Origin of the sequence: Eubacterium sp. LMAG:50 (assembly GCF_008680265.1) — a bacterium.
GTDB lineage: Bacteria > Bacillota > Clostridia > Lachnospirales > Lachnospiraceae > Eubacterium_U > Eubacterium_U album.
Genome location: NZ_NALP01000007.1, coordinates 859,261 through 879,582, shown reverse-complemented (window position 1 = coordinate 879,582; position 20,322 = coordinate 859,261). Strand labels below are relative to the sequence as shown.

The following is a 20,322-nucleotide window of genomic DNA, read 5'->3' as shown; positions in this document are numbered from 1 at the left end:
AATCTCCAGCGAGAAGTAGTGAAGCGGATTCGAGCTGGATGTTGCTCGTAATTTATACGACAGCCGTCCATGAAATAGCCCGCAGGGCTATGAATGGTGCTCGGCTTTTTTAATGTTGTGACAATCTCCAGCGAGAAGTAGCGAAGCGTATTCGAGCTGGATGTTGCTCGTAATTTATACGACAGCCCTCCATGAAATAGCCCGCAGGGCTATGAATGGTGCTCGGCTTTTTTTAATATTGCGACATAAACTGCTCGTAATTTACCATTGAATTATTTATATAAATTTGATACTATAGATATAGAAAAAGGTACTACCGATAGACGGTTAGTCACAAATATTTTAGTTAAAAAAGTAACCAAACCATTTGCAGACGGCGGTTACTTTTTTAAGTTATTTATATATTCTATAAGTATGGTAACTATAATCGAAATAATCATCAACACTATGTATAAAATCTCAAAATCACTCATTAAGTAAATCCCTCCTTTCCCAGATTTCTTCCTATGAAGATTTCCATGTAATCAGAGGATTTAGTCCCTCTTCTGAAGGACTAACCGCCTACCGTTTCTAGGTAGTACCCAAAGATATCATATCAAATCCGCTAAATTGTTGCAACAAATTGTTTGTGCATCAGCTTAATTTCATTATTTATTTACAAAATTCATTAATATAAAAATATGAAAAATTACTACCGATAGATATTTCGCCCTCAATAATTTTATTTAGAATAAAATGTGCATAAATAATGATGTATCTATTACTTCAACTTAATAAAAACTCCTACTCCTCTATCTCCTCGAACTTTAATCCATATTCTATGGCATAGGCCTCTACAAGAGAACCTTTAACTCCAATAATTGTACATTCAAGAGGTATTGGCTCTTCATCCCTAGAATAATTAGGATTTTTAATCCATGCATCTTTCAGTATATCTACTTCTCCCGCATAAACAGTTACACTTTCTAAGAAAGTACATCCGGCAAAAGCTCTCATTCCTATTTTTTCTAAAGTTTCCGGTAAAACAATATTTTTCAAACTTGAGCAATTTTCAAATGAAAGAAATCCAATTGCTCTTGTTTTCTTTCCTAAAGTAACGCTTTCTAAATTTTTACAATTCATAAACGTTTTAGAAAGAATAGCTGTAACTTTATCAGGAATAACAATATTTGTAATTCCACTTCCATTAAATGCACTGCTATCAATTTCTTCTAAATCATCAGGTAACTGTATACTAGTTAAGGAACTGCAACCCATAAATGTCTCTTCACCTATAGTTTCTACACCTGATGGCACATTAACACTATCTAGCTCATAACAATTTTTAAATGCTCTATCACCTATTCCTGTAACACTTTCCGGTAAAACAACTGTCTTTAAATTATCACATCCTTCAAAAGCTGATCTTCTGACAATCTGAATACCATATGAAACTACGACTTTCTCTACATCCATATTGTCCATAAATGCGTCAGAATCAATCAACCACACTTTCACGCCATTAAGTTCATTAGGAACAGTTATTTCTTTATCACTTCCATGATAACCTTCTATTGCATATCTTCCATCTAAATCCATCACTATCCATTTCCCTATGGTAATGTTATTGTTCGTTTCTTCTTCATTATCTGTCCCGTTATCAGATGGCTTTTTCGTTGTAATTTCTTCTTTTACCGGTTCTTTAGTAGTAGTTTCTTTAGTAATAGATTCTTTAGTAGTAGTCTCATTTACAATTGTATCTTTATTATCATTCTTAATAACATCTTTATTTGTCACCTTTTCATTAACTATAATCTTGCATTTTAATACTTTCTTCCCAAATTTAGCATAAATTACAGTTCTACCTTTCTTTACTGCCTTAACCTTTCCTTTTTTAGTAACTACGGCTACCTTTTTATTCTTACTGCTCCACTTAATCTTAGACTTTGTTCCCTTAACCTTTAAAAATATGCTGTCACCTTCATACATAGCTACACTTTTCTTAGTAAGCTTTACCTTAGTGGCTGCGTCAACAGTTACAAATACTGCACATAAGCTAATAATCATTGCAGTTAAAACAACTAAAATTTTTTTCTTGTTCATATACCCTCCATTAATTAATACATTTTTAGTTCCGATTAATTTTAACATAACAATATCGTCTTTGCAACATTTAGTATATGTGACATTCCTTATTTATATTGCAACTTTTATTTTTCTGATAACTTGACTAAATTTAATTTATTTTTCTTGTATCATTGTCTAAAAGCATTTATAATTTTATTGGGGTAAGAAATAGGTTCAATAGAACCATAATAAAAGTATTGGAGGTAGTACATATGTACAAATTTTTGCGTGCAACATTATGGACTGTTGTCTTAATATTGTTTGGCTCTACAGTGGCTTTCTGTGCCACTACAGACTTTGGCAATGTAGGTGAACCATCTTATAAACTTGTTCACACTCTAGATTCGTCAGAGGTATTCGTGGCAACATATGATGTAACCGATTACGGTGCCGTTGCCGACGGACAGACAGACAACACAAATGTTTTTCAAGAACTTCTAAACAAAGTTGGAGATTTAGGAGGCGGTATTGTATATGTTCCAAGCGGGCGTTATGCAATAAAAGGCGCTCTTTCCATTCCTAAAGGAGTTACACTTCGTGGTGACTGGCAAAAGCCTAGTCGAAATAACAGTGCTCCAATTGGGACATTCCTTATGGCCTATACAGGACGAAATGGAAATGAACGCACAACACCATTTGTTGAAATGGCTCCTGAAACAGGAATTATGGATTTAACAATATGGTATCCTGAACAGGACCCGAATAACATTACTCCATATTCACCAACTATTCGTTATGGATTCAACAATTATTTTGGAAATGAATATTGTAATACAAAAAATGTCACTTTATTAAACTCATATATTGGCGTTTTATTTAACTATGATAACGGTGGTGCTTCACCGGTAATTAACGGACTTTATGGAACTACATTATGTAAAGCTATAGAAATTGATAAAATAGCCGATGTTGGAAGAATTGAAAATGTAAACTTATCACCTGACTACTGGAAGAATTCAGGTGTTGCAAATGCCCCAACTACAACTTCTTTCAACGATTACATGTACAACAATTCAATCGGTATCGTAATGAGACGTAACGATTGGTCATACACATGTAACATTAATATTAATGGTTATAATATCGGATACGATACAGAAAAAACTTTATCAACTGATGACAATGCTACACCAAACGGCCATCACTATAACTTTGATTTATCCGAATGTAAAACAGGTATTCAGATTAATGCAACTAACTCTGTAGGTATTTTATTTGACGAGATAAATATTTATAATTGTGAAAACGGAATCGTGCTTGGCGAAAACACATCAGATGCAGCACAATTTACAAAAACAACAGTAGACGTATCTAAATATGCTATACAAATCCCTGATACTTCAAGTACAAAACTTACATTTAATTCATCAAAAGTATCAAGAGGTCGTGTTGCAATTAACAGTGGAACATTTGTTGCAAATAATACAACATTTAGCAACAGTACTCCGCAGATTTATTATGGTACTTCAGGTCGTGGTAACATAACAGAATGTGCATTTACTAAAGGTCAAAAAATCACAAATAAATCTGTTTATGAATCTACTTTAAGCGATAGTACGGCAGTAACCGGTGAAGTTTCAGATTTCACTAAAGTAGAATATGACCCACATACACCTGCAAGAACAGTTTTATATAACGCCACTGTTTCGCCATATAATGCCACTACAGATTCAAATGATAACACTTCTGCTATTCAGAAAGCATTAAATCAGGCTTCTAATGATGGTGGTGGAATTGTATTTTTACCTAGTGGCAAATACAAAGTTCGTGGTCATTTGACAATTCCATCAAACGTTGAGCTTCGTGGCGCAGTTGATTTATGGAGCGTTCCTCATGGTTCAGGCACAATACTTGAAGCATATGAGAATAGAAACAATCCGGATGGTGATTCTTTTATTCAGCTAAAGGCTGACAGTGGTATCCGTGGCATTGTAGTCGACTATCCTGAACAGGTATTTTCAGGAAGCGCAGACTGGCTTCCGGCAAAGTACCCTTACACAATTCAGGGACAGGGAGCTAATGTTTATGTAATTGATTCAGGCGTTCGAGCTGCTTATAAAGCATTAGACTTATTTACATATAAATGCGACAACCACTATGTTGATTTTTTAGGTGGTCACGCCTTTGATACAGGTGTGAGAGTAGGTGGAAATTCAGTTGACGGAAAACTTTATAACCTTATGTTTAACGTAATTGTTTATGCCTGCGGAAATGAAAGTAAATTTGGAAGCTTTAGTAATATGCCAAATGGCGTTTCTAACGCGCCTTTGTATTCATATGGACTTGAGCATTTAGATTTTCTTATTTTAGGAGATTGCGATAACGAAACATTATACAATGATTTCCACTATGGTTCATACCGTGGAACTTTATTACAAAATGATGGTAACGGTGGTCCTTCCGGTAGAAGTATGGGATTAGGTGTTGATGGTTCAACAAGAGCTGTTTACTGGGCATCCGGTGTTACTAAGAGCTTTAACTTTGATAACTCGCAGATTGTTTCCATTGGAGATAACAATCCAAAGACAGCTTATTTCTATTCAGAAGAAAACAGCAATTTTAAATCGACATTTAATAACTGCGATTTCTGGGGACAACCACAACGCGGACTAATTTTAAACTCAGGTAATTTGACATTATACGGCGCTCATTTTAATAATCCGGGACAGCAGACATTAGCAAGTGTATCAAATGCATCTTTAAATATTCTTGCCAGTGTTTCTAACCAAAATGGTAGTGCATTTGTTGATTCGGGAAGTGAAAAAAATATTTCAATATCAGGTTCTATTCTTAATAATAGAAATAATAATGCCGACTCATTTAAAGTATTTGACAGCAATATGGGACTTGGTTCAACAGTATCTTCATCCGGTGCTCTTGCTCAGGTTTCAGGACGTGATACATGGAAAGCTACAGCCTCTAACAACAATTATAATGCCAAAAATGCTTTAGATGGAAATGCTGCAACAAGATGGGATACAAGTGGTTCTCAGACTCCCGGACAGTGGTTTATGGTTGATTTTGGAAAAACATTAACATACAACACCATTATTTGTGATGTTGGCTCAAGCACATCAAGCGATTCTCCTGCAGCTTATGAAATATATGTATCTTCTAATGGAACAGACTGGGGAAATGCAATCGCAAGTGGTACAACTACTAACGGAATTATTAAAGTAAATGTTCAAAATTCAAGATATGTCAGAGTTGTTCAGACCGGTTCAAAATCTAACTACTGGTCAATTCATGAATTTTATGTATTAAATGCTGCCGCAAATAATGACCTTATTTCAGATGAAGATGAGAGTAAAACACCAGAAGAAACTACTACAGAAGAGACTACTAAACCTCAGGAAACTACTACTGTAGAACCAACTACTAAGCCTGAAGAAACTACTACTGTTGAACCAACTACTAAGCCTGAGGAAACTACTACCGTAGAACTAAAAGGCGAATTCATTAGTAGCGATGTAAAAGTTATAGGCTATCAGATTAGTGCTGTACTTAGAGGTTCAAGAGTACTTTATTCATCTGAATCTACTATAAAAGGGCAAGAAGTTGTTTCATCCGGTTTAATTTATGGATTTGCTAATGGACCAATAACTAAAGATGATGTTGTTCTTAATTCAAGCAACAAATACATAGCTTCATATGAAGCTACATCAAAGGGTATCATCGCTAATTATAATGGCGATTCAGCAACTGCAATTTACTATGCCCGCACAATGACACATAACGGCTATGGTGCTGCAAGATATAATGCAAAATATTATGTACGTGCATACTCAGTTCTTGAAAACGGAGCTATTGCTTACAGCGAAGTGTATGACTTCTCATTATATAGCATTGCTGATACATTATACCAGAATAACTTAATGCCTACTTATGACGGACATCAATATTTATTCTACAATATATTGACTGTTGTAGACCCTGATTATAAAGAAATTCCTTATAAATGGAATAACACTATCAGCAAATAATTAATATATAAATATTTTATGTATGTAATACCACATCTTATAGTGGCAAATAAAAAAGTGTGTAGATTATAATTTACCAATTTTAATCATTAGATTTATTAATCTAAATTTAAGATTTGAACTTAAAACCTACACACTTTTTATTATGTTATATTCAAATAGCTAAAATCACAATTTACTCGCACAGAAGCGTTTTTCGATGTATAATTCCATTCCCGCCATAATATAAAATAAATCATTGTATTAATTTAACGATATGTAATATCATAGCACTAAGCATTTTTCTTTTTATACAAAGCATATGAATACGCTGCCGGTACACATACCATTATGATTATAAGTGCAATCATTAACCCTTCTCCAACTTTTCCTAAAAAAGCGCTTACTGAAAAAAGTATTCCACATATTATCCACAACACACCTGCCATTCTATGAGTTTTATTCCAGTTATCTACATCATTCAAAGTCCATGGCAATTTTATTCCAACAGTATAATTCTGTCTGCATTTAGGAAGATAATTTCCTAATACTATAATTAAAATTCCTACTAAAAATATCCAGGTTTTTGTCTCTGGAAGTACTACCCCTAATGATGGAGCAAAACTTACTATTGATATAATAATAGATGTAACAGGTGCTGTCCATTTTCCAATACCTACAGCAATTTTATTTGTTCCTTCACTTTTGGGGTCATTATTTATTCCTATATGTACAAATAAATTAATTAGCAGCATAATTATAGGTAATCCAAAACAAACAAAAGCTTTAGAACTATAATCATCTACATTTCCTTTCATATCAAAATGTGTTGGAAGCTGCTCCGGTAATCTACTATATAAAATTGCTCCAACAATCATTGGTAAAACACATACTATAGATGTAATTATTAATTGTTTTTTGTTCTTTGTCATCTTTAATTTCCTCCTGAATAATATATATTGCCCGCCCTTTAGTCGGTAGCTAATTGACGGAAACATTTAAAAAAAATGAACTTCGTTCATTTTGTTTCCTCCTAAATAATATGTATTGTCCACGCCCTTCGGACGACGGCTAATTAACGGAAACATTTATAGAAAATAAACTTTATTCTTTTTGTTTTTTATCCTTTTTAGCTTCCTCACTTTTAGATTCCGCTCCTCCAAATTGTGAAAGCCACAATATCATCTCTTCCATAACTGAAGTGTTAAGCTGATAATATACAAAGTTTTTTTCTTTCATCTCAAATACTAATCCCGCTTTTTTCAACTGATTCAAATGATAAGACATTGTTGCTCCGGTCAAATCAAAATATTCTCCTATCTCTCCTGCCGACATAGTTTTATCTCTTAACAGAACAAGGATGTCTCTTCTAACCGGGTCTGACAAAGCCTTAAATGTTTCATGAAATCCCATTTATTCTGCCCCTTTCTTATTCTATTTAGATAAAATTCTAATTAGAACTTTATCTAAATAGAATGTATCACTAAACATATAAAAAAGCAATATCTATTTAGATTTTTTTCTAAATAGATATTGCTTAGAATAAAGAACCTTACAGTTCTAATCTATTTAAAGCAACAGGCTGCTAAAGTTATTGAACGATTGCTCGTCGTAAAAAAGCCTTATTGCTTGTTGTAAATAGATTACCAATGCCAACACATTTAACACTTATTACAATGTATGCAAATCTCTTCTGTTTGTGATTTAACAAGAATTATTTTTTGATTTTACACTTAATATTTCCATGCCCACATATTACAACATACCCGATGCTTCAAATTAAATTAATCCTGATAATCCATATATTTGAGAGGGTCTTTTGGTTTATTTTTCTTTGTTACCTGGAAATATAAATTATCTCCTTCTTTTTCATAACTTGATGTTGGTTTATTTACATAGCCTATTACACTACCTGCTTCTACAGTCTGTCCAACCTCATACTGTGGGTTTATTATCTGTCCATAAGTTGCAAAATAGTCATTTCCCATAGCAACTTTCATATAAACTCCATATTCATCATTTTGTCCTAATTCAGTTACCACACCCTTTGCCGCTGCTTTTACTTCGGCACCTTCTTTACTTTGGATGGCTATCGCAGGACTGCATTTGTACTCATCAAGAGTTGAAAAGTAAACTGTATTTTCCATATTATATTCAAGTAAAATATTTCCTTCTACAGGCCAGAGCAATTTACTGTTTTTATTGAATTTTAAATTGCTTACAACTGCTGCTGCCTCTGAAGAAAGTCCATACATATTATCTTTTTCATCCATATTTGATGCTGTATTTTCCTCTACAACCTTAGCAGTTGTAGGTTCTTCATTTACAACTTTAGTTTCTCCTTCATAACTTGAAGCTTCTTCCTCTGCCATACTTATTCTGTCGCCTTCTGTTGTAACTTCTTTACCTAAAGCATTCTGAGCAGCTTCAATATTTTCTGAATCTACTGTTGTCTCAACCTTTGCAATTTTTTTTACATTAATTGTCTTTTCGTCTTTTTTCTGACCAATATAATAAGTACCCGCCGCAACCATGGTAAGTGCAACAAAGCACACCACTAATGAGGCCATAAATTTTTTGTCCATAAAACTATCGCATGTCATATTTTATAAAATAATCCATGCTCTCCTTTCTTTAACTTTGTTATAGTTAAAGTATGGACCAAAATATTATTTTCTATTCAGCTATCGTCACATCATAAAATTTTTTTAATATTTCTTCGTATCCCATTCCCTGCTCTCCATATTTTTCAGCCTGATTCATGCTTAATCCAAATCCATGCCCTTTTCCTTTAGTAGTTATTTTTATTTTGTCATCTATGTACTCTAACGTGATATTTGAACTATCTACATTTAAAGCATTCGCAAAATCTTCACCCGATATACCGGTTTCAAATATTTTTACAGACACAGCATATTCACTACTATCCTTTGCTATATTCGTATTTTCTATCATTTCATTTACCGTTATGTTTTTTAAATCGATTTCATTCTTTTCATTATCGTAAATTATAATTTTAGCTTTTTCCATTTTATCCGCTAATTCAGCCATTGTAAAATAACGTTCCATTTTGTAATCACTATTGTTATAGTCATCCTCACATACACCTGCTAACAAATAGCCATATTTTTCTCCTAATACTTCTAATCCGTTTCTTGTCATTCCTCCACTTATTTCATGATATAACGGAAGAATTATTTCTCCCTTATTTTTCATTACCATCAGTGCTGTTTCATTCATTACTTTATCAATTATCTGCATTTTACTTTTAAATTGCTCATTATTACTACTTCCCACAATATTTTTCACTACATCTAATGCACTTTTTTTACCTTTTAATTTTTTTTCATCTTTGCACACTTTAATCATTTTTTCATATGACATATAAGGAAGTCCTAATTCATCCGCTTCAATTTCCTTCTTATTTTTCATCATGTAAGCTATATACGTTCTGTCTACAACTGCCTGCGCTTTAATTGTTTCTATATTATTTTCCAAACTCATTTGTGCAAATAAGACACATGGAATAAATTGTTCCACATCCATTTTTGTTTTATAACCATTTCCATCTATAACAATATATTTATTAAATTTTTTGCCATCATCCTGTTTTGCTCCTGTCCCCTTTATATAAATCAATAATCCTATCAAAGTTATTAATACAAATATAGCTCCAACAAATTTTTTATTAACTTTCATATATACTTTCAACCAAAGTTATTATTATATTGTATGCCTTTTTATTATCTATAATTCAACTTATATTTTTTATCATACACTAATCATTTTTTAAATACAGGTAAAAAAATACCACCTAATCTTTCGACTGAGTGGTATCTACTTTAAATAATATTTTTGTGGATATGATTCTTTTTTTCTACTCCATTATATAATGTCATATTCTTTCATAAGTTTATTCTGGTACTCAATATCCTGGGCTGATTTTTCTAAGTCATCGTATCTTTTTTCTGACAGCAAAATTTTATTAAGTCTGTTAATATTTTTCTGAGTTTCAATTTTACCTTCACTTTGACCTAATGCCCTTCCTTTTTCTTCTCCAGCCTTCAGACCCTCTCTATATTTTAGATTCATTTCCATCTGTAATGACATATACTCTCGCCTCCATCTCTCATTTTTTCTGGCTGCGATTACCTTTCTGTCTATCCTTCTCGTAAGTTCACTTTCAGGTTCGCTGCCGTCAAAATATTCCAATAATGATTTCAGTTCCTTATTTATGTCACTTTTATCGCCTTTTGTGTTTAGAAATATCTTATGCGTTCCATCATTTAACTTGATTTCACTATCTTCCAGGCATACATTTTCAAACTCGTAAACACTTCTTCCTTTTTCAAAAAAATCAAATGTACAGATAAATATGACATAACTTTCCTTAAGTATATCATATGATTCGCCTTTTTCAATCATGTTTAAATCTATTATTCCCTGATAATATCTTGATCTTTTTGGTAATTCTTTATAAGTTGTCGTCTGCATTTCGAGATTGAATACTGTGTTGTTGTCATCCTCAACATATATGTCGAGTCTTATCCCTTTTGACTTCGCTGTCATCTGTATTGTTTCTTCATAATCAACATATACAATATCCCTTATTTTTATGTTTAATATATTTTCCAACAGTGGTTTGCACAATTCTTTTTCACTCATGACTTTCGCAAAAATGAATGGGTCTGTTATGTCTAATTCTTCGTACTTCTTCAATAATCTCCTCCTTGACGCTTTATTTTAATAGAACTTATATTTATTACAGTTTCATCACAATCTCACATTGTATATGTTTTTTCATATATTATACATATGTTTAGTGATATGTCAAGATGTTTAATTAAATATAATACAAAGCAAAAAAATGCTATTACATCTGATTTCTCAAAATGTAATAGCATTTTTATATATTATAATTTACCCTTTAGACAATTGTAATTGTCTTCTATTTTTTCATATAAGCATAAAATCATAAAACTTTACACTTTCATATTTTATATACATAAGATATATGTAAATGTAAATGTAAATCTATATTTACATCATATCCTACATATCTACTTTCACTTTTTCAAGATGCCAGATATCATCTACATATTCCTGAATTGTTCTGTCAGATGTAAATTTACCAACATGAGCAACGTTAAGCATTGCCTTCTTAACCCAGCCTTCCTGATCTTTATAAGCTTCTTCTACTCTCTTCTGAGCTTCAGCATAAGATCTGAAATCCTTTAAGATGAAATATCTGTCTGCTTTATCTGTTGACTGTGTATTCAACAATGAATTGTAAATATCTCTAAATCTTTCAGGATCATCAGGTGAATAGAATCCATTGATTAACTGCATTAATACTTTTCTGATATCCATATCTTCATTGAATATCTGCATTGGATCATAACCACCATTATTTTCATAATTGATTACTTCATCACTTGATAAACCAAATATAAATGCATTATCAATTCCAACCTCTTCAACGATTTCAACATTAGCACCATCCATTGTTCCAAGAGTTAAAGCACCATTTAACATAAATTTCATATTACCTGTTCCTGATGCTTCCTTAGATGCTGTAGAAATCTGTTCTGAAACATCTGCTGCCGCAAAAATAATTTCTGCATTTGATACACGATAGTTTTCGATAAATACAACCTTAATCTTTCCATTGATTGATGCATCATTGTTAATAACATCAGCAACACTGTTGATTAACTTAATTGTAAGTTTTGCAATCTTATATCCTGCTGCTGCCTTAGCACCAAATATAAATGTTCTTGGATAGAAATCCATATCCGGATGTTCTTTAATCTGGTTATATAAGTACATAACATGTAAAATATTAAGTAACTGACGTTTATATTCATGAAGTCTCTTAACCTGAACGTCAAATATTGAACGTGGGTCTACATCAATACCATTATGTTCTTTAATGTATTTAGCAAGACGAACCTTGTTCTGATATTTAATATTTGCAAATTCAGCCTGAGCTTTCTTATCATCTGCATAAACTTCAATTCCCTGAATCTTAGGTAAATCAGTAATCCAGTCATCTCCTACTTTTCCTGTTACCCATTCTGCTAACAATGGATTTCCGTGAAGCAAGAATCTTCTCTGTGTAATGCCATTTGTCTTGTTGTTAAACTTCTCTGGGAACATTTCATAGAAATCTCTAAGTTCCTGTTTTTCAAGAATTTCTGTATGAAGTTTTGCAACACCGTTAACTGAAAATCCTGCACAAATAGCTAAGTTAGCCATCTTAACCTGACCATCATAAATAATAGCCATCTTTTCAATCTTTCTATGATCTCCAGGGTATTTATTTTCAATGTCTATAATGAATCTTCTGTTGATTTCTTCAATAATCTGATAACATCTTGGAAGTAATCTTGAGAATAATTCAATTGGCCATTTTTCAAGTGCTTCACTCATAATTGTGTGGTTAGTGTAAGCACAGCACTTAGATGTAATTGCCCATGCTTCATCCCATTCTAATAAATATTCATCCATTAATAATCTCATAAGTTCTGCAACTGTAAGTGTAGGATGAGTATCGTTCATCTGGAATACTACCTTTTCAGGAAGCTTGCTTAAATCATCATGTTTTGTCAAATATTTCTTGATTGCTGTCTGTAAGCTTGCTGAAATAAAGAAATACTGCTGTTTTAATCTTAATTCTTTACCTGCATAATGATTATCATTTGGATAAAGAACTTCAGTGATTGTCTTAGCAAGATTTTCCTGTTCAACAGCTGCCATATATGCACCTTTGTCAAATTCATCTAAATTAAAATGTACAATTGGTTCTGCATCCCAGATTCTAAGTGTATTAACTACGTTGTTTCCATAACCTACGATAGGCATATCATAAGGAATTGCACGAACTGCCTGATATCCCTCCTGGATAAAGTAGTTTCTTCCGTCTCTGTGTTCAACTCTTACGAATCCGCCAAATTTTACTTCGCAGGCATATTCTTCTCTCTTTATTTCTAATGGATTAACATGTCTTAACCAATCTTCTGGAATTTCCTTCTGATATCCATTTTCAATCTTCTGCTGGAACATACCATATTTGTATCTTATACCACAACCGTAAGCCGGATATCCTAATGTAGCTAAACTGTCAAGGAAGCAGGCTGCAAGACGACCAAGACCACCATTTCCAAGTGCTGCATCAGGTTCCTGATCTTCAATTACGTTTAAGTCTAAACCAAGTTCTTCGATAGCTTCTTTGATTTCATTTCTACTTGATAAATTGATAATCATATTTCCCAATGCTCTTCCCATAAGGAATTCCATTGATAAATAATATACTGTTTTAGCATCAGCCTTTTCATATGCTTTCTGTGTAGCAATCCACTGATCAATAACGATATCTTTTACTGCATATGCAACTGCTACAAACTTATGTCTGTCTGACACTTCTTCCAGAGTTTTTCTGTAAAGCATCTTAGCTTCATCACGGACTTTTTTCTTAAATTCTTCTTTAAAGATTTCAGCCTCTGTCTTCACTGTTTTTGCCATTTAGTTTTCCTCCATAATTATTTACGGTACTTTTCTTATCTTAAGTATTAAGTGACGAATAGAATATTATCCGTCACTTTACAAAGCTATCTGTTAGTATATTTATTCGGGTTAAGTATTACTGCACTTTTTCTACACCAAGAGTAACTTTCTCACCGTTAATATTCCACTCTTTCGAGTACCCTTCGATTTTATCAAAAACGATTTCATTTGCCAACACTTCAGCCTTAATTTCGTCTAAATTGTCAGTAACTACTTTAATAATTGAATCGTTTTTAGAAACATTAACTACGATTTTATCCATGACCTCAAATCCGGCTTCTTTTCTCATAGTCTGAATCTTACTGATTATTTCTCTTACAAAACCTTCTTCAATTAATTCAGGTGATAAATTAGTGTCTAACACTACAGTAATATTGTTGTCACTTTCTGATACATATCCTTCAACCTGAGCTGTATCAATTAATAAATCATCTTTTTCAAGAACAACTTCTGTTCCATCGAAATCAAATTTTAATGCGCCTTCAGCATTTAACTGTGCCATTGCTTTATTTCCATCTAATTCAGCAAGTGCAGCCTTAATCTTTCCTAATACTTTTCCATATTTAGGTCCAACTGTCTTAAGCTGTGGTTTAAATGAATATGAAGTAAATGCACTTACATCATCTGTAAATTCAACAGTCTTAACATTTAATTCATCTTCAATGATTTCTTTGTAGAATTCAGATAAATCAAATTCTGCCTTAACCATCATCTTTCCGATAGGCTGTCTGTTCTTAATACCTGATGCATTTCTACATGCTCTACCCATTACTACAACTTCAAGAACATTTTCCATGTTTTCTTCTAATTCTTTATCAATGAAAGCTTCATTAACTTCAGGGAAGTCACATAAATGAATACTTTCAGGTGCTGTTGCATCTACATTCTTAACGATATTCTGATAAATATCTTCTGTCATAAATGGAATCATAGGTGCTGCTGCCTTTGATACAGTTACAAGTGCTGTATATAATGTCATGTATGCATTAATCTTATCCTGTGGCATATCTTTCGCCCAGAAACGTTCTCTTGAACGTCTTACATACCAGTTACTCATATCATCTACAAAATCATCTAATGCTCTTGCAGCTTCAGGGATTCTGTAATTTGCAAGATTATCATCAACTGATTTAACCATAGTGTTAAGCTTTGATAATAACCATTTATCCATAACACTTAACTTATCATAATTAAGTGTGTATTTTGTTGGGTCAAACTGGTCAATTTCAGCATATAAAACATAGAAAGCATATGTGTTCCAAAGTGTTCCCATGAATTTACGCTGTCCTTCCTGAACCGCTTTTCCATGGAAACGGTTTGGAAGCCATGGTGCTGAGTTAGTATAGAAATACCATCTTATTGCATCTGCTCCATACTGTCCTAATGCTTCGAATGGATCAACTGCATTTCCCTTTGACTTACTCATCTTCTGACCATTTTCATCCTGTACATGACCAAGTACAATTACGTTCTTATACGGTGCCTTATCAAATAATAATGTTGATTCAGCCATTAATGAATAGAACCATCCTCTTGTCTGGTCTACAGCTTCTGAGATGAAATCTGCAGGGAACTGCTGTTCAAATAAGTCCTTATTTTCAAATGGATAATGATGCTGTGCAAATGGCATTGCTCCTGAATCGAACCAGCAGTCAATAACTTCCGGTACTCTCTTCATTGTGCCACCACATTTTTTACATTTGAATGTAACTTCATCAATATATGGTCTGTGTAATTCTACTTTTGCATCATCAGGATTTCCACTTCTTTCTGCTAATTCTGCACGGCTGCCAATTGATTCCTGACATCCGCAATCGCAGCATTCCCAGATATTAAGCGGTGTACCCCAATAACGGTTTCTTGAAATACCCCAATCCTGTACATTTTCAAGCCAGTTTCCAAAACGTCCTTCACCTATTGATTTTGGAATCCAGTTTACTGTATTGTTATTTGCAACAAGCTTATCCTTAACTTCTGTCATCTTGATAAACCATGATTCTCTTGCATAGTAAATTAATGGTGTATCACATCTCCAGCAGTGTGGATAATCATGTTCAAACTTAGGTGCGTCGAATAACTGTCCTCTCTTATCAAGGTCAACTAATACCTTAGGGTCAGCATCCTTAACAAATAATCCTGCATAAGGTGTATCGTCTGTAAGCTGTCCTTTATCATTTACAAGCTGTACAAATGGAAGGTCATATTTACGTCCTACATTAGCATCGTCTTCACCAAATGCCGGTGCGATATGAACGATACCTGTACCATCGCTCATAGTAACGTATGTGTCACATGTTACAAAGAAACCTTTCTTTCTCTGCTTATCAGCAATAGCTTTTGCACAATCATATAATGGTTCATATTCTTTATTTTCAAGGTCTGCACCCTTCATTGTTTCTAATACTTCATAAGCCTTTTCATCTTCTGTAGCAAGCTTACCTAATACTGTGTCTAGTAATGCTTCTGCCATATAGTAAGTATATCCGTCAGCAGCCTTTACTTTACAATATGTGTCGTTAGGGTTAACACAAAGAGCTACGTTTGATGGAAGAGTCCAAGGTGTTGTTGTCCATGCAAGGAAATAAGCATCTTCTCCAACAACCTTAAATCTAACGATTGCTGAACGCTCTTTTACTGACTTATATCCCTGTGCAACTTCCTGTGATGAAAGAGGTGTTCCACATCTAGGGCAATAAGGTACAATCTTAAATCCTTTGTATAATAACTTCTTATCCCAAATATTCTTAAGAGCCCACCATTCAGATTCAATGAAATTGTCATCATAAGTTACATATGGGTTATCCATATCAGCCCAGAAACCAACTGTTCCTGAGAAATCTTCCCACATTCCTTTATATTTCCATACAGATTCCTTACATTTCTTGATGAAAGGTTCCATACCATATTCTTCAATCTGTTCTTTTCCATTTAATCCTAATAACTTTTCTACTTCAAGTTCTACAGGAAGTCCATGAGTATCCCATCCTGCTTTTCTTGGAACCATATATCCCTTCATTGTTCTGTATCTTGGGATCATATCTTTAATAACACGTGTTAAAACGTGTCCGATATGTGGCTTTCCATTAGCTGTTGGAGGTCCGTCATAAAAAGTATATGTTGGTCCCTGCTTTCTGCTTTCCATACTTTTTTCAAAAATGTCATTGTCTTTCCAGAATTTTTCTGTTTTCTTTTCTCTTTCTACAAAGTCGAGATTTGGTGATACTTTGTTGTACATATTCTTACTCCTTTACTAAGTATTAAATAAGTTTCTTAAAATTTTGCTGATAAAATAGAAAAGACATCCGCCCATAAAGGACGAATGTCTGTTATTCGTTTAACCACCTTTACAGCATACTTAAGTTTCCTTGCATATGTGTTCCCTGTAACGGAGGAAATCCGTCAACTCCTACTTAAATAACTTCCGTCAAATTAAGTCAGTCGTTATTCAGTCATTCATTCGGGTTGAAACTCCGGAGTGATATTCATATACCAGTTACTTGTATCCGGCTTCCACCATCCCGGACTCTCTATTACTTTTACTACTATATTACTGTCTCCATCAAAGTCTTTATCATATTGCGAACAAATTCGCTTTCTATGTCTCTTGACACTTACATTATATTATAGTATCGCATTTATTAATTTGTCAATTATAAAATTATTGATATCAAGTTAACTACTTAAATTTATTTAGCACTAAATATAATCATTTTAAATTTATCACATTTATATTTTATCATAACTTTAATTTGCCTGCGATGGCTTAACTATTCCGTTTCCCCATCCATATTCAACTTCCTTATAATTGTTATTTACAATCTTTAAAATTTTGTTGAACAAATAGTTGTGTGCTATAACTGTATTCATCTTAGAACCCTGATATAAATCATCTGCTATATTATACATAGAGAAAGATTTTATGTCACCATAAGCTATTGTTCCATCTTCTAAAATTGCATAAGGTCTTACATAATATGTCATACTATATCCCTGTGCTGAAAAATCAGATATATTCATTGTTCTTGCATAATATGATGCTGTCTGTGAATCTCCATAAACCTTGTCTAATTTGCCCTTTGCAGTTGCTGCACAATTATATACATATTTATTATCGCTGTTTATAATCATATCATTTACAGAAATAGGATTTTTTTCTGTAACTACTCCATAAATAACTCCGACTTCACTTACTTTAATATTCTCAATTGCATTCTCTACAGAATAAATACTTCTAATACCTATTGCACCATCAACGCCACCAAAACATGTACTCATCTGATTTCCTTCAATCTTTAAGGAATCTGTTAATATTGGAGCCTTAATATTATATACGGCAACTTCATATATAGAATATCCATATGTTAAGTTTCTGGCTGTTCCCGTAATTCGTATGTATCTTGCTGTCTTTCCATTATTAAATACAATCTCATCCAAACGATTATTTTCTGAAGCAGCATCTCTTATGTCAGCAGCTGTAGTATAATTGTTGCCATCTGTAGAAAGTTCAATAATGTAATCCCTTGCATTAGCTGCTTCCCAATTAATTGCTACTTTTTTCAAGCCGGAATATACCTGACCTAAATCAACAACTATGTTCTGAGGATCTTTATATTCACTTCCCCATCTTGTCCCCATATTTCCATCAACAATATTTTTAGCTGAATTCTGTCCTGATGACGCAACGACATTTTCATTTCCTGTTATGATATTCTTATATGCAACCGAATCTATTTTAATATCAGTGTCATACTTATAATTTCCATTAACCTGAGTGCTTGAATATTCATAATCCTTTTCACCAAGATAATACTCTTTAGACCATTTTACTTTTAACCATTCAACACGATTTTCAAGCCAATCTCTTAAATAATTAACAGCTGCATCAAATGATGCCCATCCGATATTTGCATAACTATATCCGTCTGCTGAATCTTTTACTGTTTCACTCCATCCGGCTCCGCCATTTTCAACGGCAGTGTAATTTCTTCTGTAAGAATTTCCATATTCTTTAAGAAGTGTATTTATCTCACTATTATCCCCACTATATAATGCAGTGATATCATCCATTTTTTCATAAAATCTATTTACTACTTTTAATTTAAATTCTTTTATGGATGTTAATTTATCAAACCATTTCATATCAGTTGCTTTCCAATATTTATAGTCTGTAGCTGCATCTCCATAGCAATGAGGGGCTACATTTCCACTTGAAAGGTCAAAATCCCATGCCGGTCCTGCGTATATTTTATAATTTTCATCACCTGTCTTTTTTGTAATGTAAAATCTTGTTGAACTGTACGAGATGTCCTGATTCTTAAATATTTCACTTACAAGATAAAAATTAACAAATGACTCTACATCAATATATTTTTCTACTTTTGAAAAATCACCTGTTGCAAGGGCATCTTCAAAACCATTGAGTATTTTTAAAGTGCTTTCTTTCTTTTTTTGTATTGCCGCAGTGTCTTCCGGTGTATCGGAATCAAACATATCTCCTCTTTCAGGGGAACCTATGTTAAATCTCTGTTCATATCTTGTTGTAATAAGATAATCTACACCTTCTTCATCTTTTTCATTGTTCTCTAACTCAATTAAAATATCATCACTTTCCGGATTTTCCGAATCAATATTAACTCTGTCCGTACCGGCTTCAACGGATTCAACTAAAAGATAATTTCCAATATATCGGCCGTTTAAATATAAGTCAACAAATCTTGACTGTGATGTAAATGGAATTCCAAATGCTGTATTTAAATCCAGTGCAAGTTTGTTTCTTATTAAAGATTTATCAAATGCATTTGCAAGAAGGCTCCATTTCTTTGCTCCTGCTCCGGTACCGTCAAATGCAGAGCTTAAGCCGAACAAATCTTTCTTTTTGTTAAATGTAATATTATATGCTTTTTTGTCTGATAACGCAGTTGAATTTCCACGCACCTTAATTGTTGTTTTATTTGTAGCATCAACAATATCTTTATACTTTCCCTGATTATCTATTGCTGTAATTGATGCTGTCAATTTTCCCATGTCTTTATTAATTTTTAAGGCGTCTACATTTTTATCCGTTTCAATATAAATCTGGGCAATATCATCATCTCCTGATGAGTTTTCTTTATCAACTATAACTCCTTCTGATTTGTCAGATTCCGTACCATCTGCGTAAACAGCTGTAAGGTAAAATGTATGCTCACCATTTGAATATTTGCTCAATTGCTTATTTGTTAAATATTCACCACTGCTCTTTACTGATTTCACAGCAGTTGTTTCGTTATCGATGTATACTTTATATGATGTTGCATTTTCTACTGAATCGAATTTCAGCACATAAATTCCCGTATACTTTCCATAATTAATAACCTTAAAGTTTGTTGGAGCCTTGGTTGATGTTGACTCCTCAGTTTCATCTGCCCTGGCAATGTAATTGAAATTAACTCCCGATATCATTATAACCATTGCAAGAACTATTGCGAATACCTTTCTTAATTTTTTTTGATTCATAAAATCTGTTATCTCCTTAAATAATTCCCTTTTTCATCAAATCTCTTACTAAATATTTTATCTAATAAAAATGTTTTTCACAATAATAAGCTCATATGGGAAATAATTTTTATAGAGTTATTTTATCTCTGTGAATCATTGCACACAAAAAGCACATTACATTAGCGGCTTCTTTACACTAACGCAACATGCT

At 33.1% G+C, this 20,322-nt stretch carries 10 protein-coding genes; 1 reads left to right on the top strand and 9 read right to left on the bottom strand.

Annotated elements, in window-relative coordinates; all coding sequences use genetic code 11:
• Nucleotides 1-783: 783 nt before the first annotated feature.
• Nucleotides 784-2,082: a leucine-rich repeat domain-containing protein gene (locus CCC31_RS09085; protein WP_290851029.1), complete on the bottom strand. Its 1,299-nt coding sequence runs from the start codon at nucleotides 2,080-2,082 to the stop codon at nucleotides 784-786.
• Between the two features lie 236 nt (nucleotides 2,083-2,318).
• Here CCC31_RS09085 and CCC31_RS09080 point away from each other — a divergent pair, with 236 nt between their 5' ends.
• Nucleotides 2,319-6,089: a glycosyl hydrolase family 28-related protein gene (locus CCC31_RS09080; protein WP_290851027.1), complete on the top strand. Its 3,771-nt coding sequence runs from the start codon at nucleotides 2,319-2,321 to the stop codon at nucleotides 6,087-6,089.
• Between the two features lie 272 nt (nucleotides 6,090-6,361).
• On the opposite strand, the gene CCC31_RS09075 is transcribed toward CCC31_RS09080, so the two are convergent.
• From CCC31_RS09075 to CCC31_RS09040, 8 genes are all read right to left on the bottom strand, one after another.
• Complete coding sequence (locus CCC31_RS09075) at nucleotides 6,362-7,000, bottom strand: SdpI family protein (protein WP_290851025.1); 639 nt, start codon at nucleotides 6,998-7,000, stop codon at nucleotides 6,362-6,364.
• 172 nt (nucleotides 7,001-7,172) lie between these two features.
• The gene (locus CCC31_RS09070) at nucleotides 7,173-7,481 is read right to left on the bottom strand and encodes an autorepressor SdpR family transcription factor (RefSeq protein WP_118565615.1); all 309 of its coding nucleotides are present in this window, start codon (nucleotides 7,479-7,481) and stop codon (nucleotides 7,173-7,175) included.
• A gap of 371 nt (nucleotides 7,482-7,852) precedes the next feature.
• Complete coding sequence (locus CCC31_RS09065) at nucleotides 7,853-8,653, bottom strand: M23 family metallopeptidase (RefSeq protein ID WP_290851022.1); 801 nt, start codon at nucleotides 8,651-8,653, stop codon at nucleotides 7,853-7,855.
• 91 nt (nucleotides 8,654-8,744) lie between these two features.
• Nucleotides 8,745-9,767, bottom strand: coding sequence for a SpoIID/LytB domain-containing protein (locus CCC31_RS09060; protein ID WP_290851020.1), 1,023 nt, complete (start codon nucleotides 9,765-9,767; stop codon nucleotides 8,745-8,747).
• Nucleotides 9,768-9,953: 186 nt separating this feature from the next.
• Nucleotides 9,954-10,787: an Rpn family recombination-promoting nuclease/putative transposase gene (locus tag CCC31_RS09055; RefSeq protein WP_290851018.1), complete on the bottom strand. Its 834-nt coding sequence runs from the start codon at nucleotides 10,785-10,787 to the stop codon at nucleotides 9,954-9,956.
• A gap of 333 nt (nucleotides 10,788-11,120) precedes the next feature.
• Nucleotides 11,121-13,592 carry a glycogen/starch/alpha-glucan phosphorylase gene (locus tag CCC31_RS09050; protein WP_290851016.1) on the bottom strand — a complete coding sequence of 824 codons (2,472 nt, stop codon included), beginning with the start codon at nucleotides 13,590-13,592 and terminating at the stop codon, nucleotides 11,121-11,123.
• A gap of 118 nt (nucleotides 13,593-13,710) precedes the next feature.
• Complete coding sequence (gene ileS / locus CCC31_RS09045; protein WP_022088983.1) at nucleotides 13,711-16,869, bottom strand: isoleucine--tRNA ligase; 3,159 nt, start codon at nucleotides 16,867-16,869, stop codon at nucleotides 13,711-13,713.
• A 509-nt stretch (nucleotides 16,870-17,378) separates the two neighbouring features.
• Entirely contained in the window at nucleotides 17,379-20,129 is a 2,751-nt protein-coding gene (locus tag CCC31_RS09040; protein WP_290851013.1) for a CotH kinase family protein, read from the bottom strand.
• Nucleotides 20,130-20,322 lie beyond the last annotated feature (193 nt).